This window comes from Neisseria sp. P0021.S006 (genome assembly GCF_051956895.1).
The window spans coordinates 1-1,252 of record NZ_JBQCWZ010000401.1 but is presented as its reverse complement, the minus strand read 5'-3'; the positions used below and the strand labels follow the sequence as shown (position 1 = coordinate 1,252).

2 protein-coding genes are annotated in these 1,252 nt (G+C 48.0%); both read left to right on the top strand.

The window, feature by feature from the left end:
- The first annotated feature begins 34 nt into the window (after positions 1-34).
- Positions 35-790 carry a tRNA(His) guanylyltransferase Thg1 family protein gene (locus ACTHUM_RS14490; protein WP_107768957.1) on the top strand — a complete coding sequence of 252 codons (756 nt, stop codon included), beginning with the start codon at positions 35-37 and terminating at the stop codon, positions 788-790.
- A gap of 14 nt (positions 791-804) precedes the next feature.
- A partial coding sequence (locus ACTHUM_RS14485; RefSeq protein ID WP_440403223.1) for an RNA repair transcriptional activator RtcR family protein occupies positions 805-1,252 on the top strand: 448 nt, incomplete at its 3' end.

Below are 1,252 nucleotides of genomic sequence, written 5' to 3'. Positions count from 1 at the left end.
GTTATATAGAAAATAAAATATACAAGGATATATGATGAGATTCGATGATTTGGACAAACGCTTGCGACAATACGAAACCGCTTATGACTTTTGCGTACCACAGGAAAATTTTATTGTTGTACGCTTAGACGGGCGTGGTTTTACACGACTAACCAAGGAAATTTGGCAGTTTGAAGCCCCGTTCGACATTCGTTTCCGCGACCTGATGGCGCACACCGTCCGTCATTTGATGAAATGTGGCTTCAATGTGGTGTACGGCTATTCGGAAAGCGATGAAATTTCACTATTGCTGCGTCGAGACGACGATACGTTCAAACGCAAAACGCGCAAAATCATTTCGGTATTGGCTGGTGAGGCCAGCGCCGCCTTTTCTGTGGCGCACGGGCAGACCGCCGCTTTTGATGCCAGAGTTTGCGTTTTGCCGAACGAAAAACTGGTGGTCGATTATTTCCGTTGGCGGCACGAAGACTCATACCGCAACGCGCTCAACGCCCACTGCTATTGGATGCTGCGCAAGAAAGGAGAAAGCGTATCCCGAGCCACAGAAGCGGTCAGCGGTCTCACGCGCGCGCAGAAACATGATTTGCTGTTTGAACACAATATCAATTTCAACGAATTGCCCGCATGGCAGAAACGCGGCTTCGGTGTGTATTTTCAGACGGCCTTAAAAGAAGGTTTTAATCCGAAAACTGACGAAACTGTACAAGTAAAACGCCAAATCCTGCATACGGATTTCGAGCTGCCGTTGGGCGATGGTTACGGCGTGTTTGTATTGGAAAAAATAATTTAAAGGCCGTCTGAAACATGAATACCAATCCCAAAAAACAAGTCGCCGTCAGCTTTCTCGGTACGGTATTGGACAGCGGTTTCGGTCAGGGCCGTTGGTTAAAATGGCGGCCAAACGTCGCCATGAATCAGCGTCAAGATTTTCATCTCGACCGCATGGAGCTGTTTTATGCGGAGAAATATCGCGAGCTGGCAGATCATGTAAAAGCCGATATTCAGCAGGTGTCGCCGCACACAGTCGTCAATCTCGTACCTATGGAGCTGGCAAACCCGTGGGATTTCTCCGAGGTTTATACCAAACTGCACGATTGGGCAGCAGGCTATCCATTTGATACAGAAGAAGAAACCTATCTCACCCACATCACCACAGGTACACACGTTGCCCAAATCTGCCTGTTTTTATTGGTGGAATCGCGTCAAATCCCCGGTGTTCTGTTACAAACCGCACCTCCCAAAAATCAAAGAC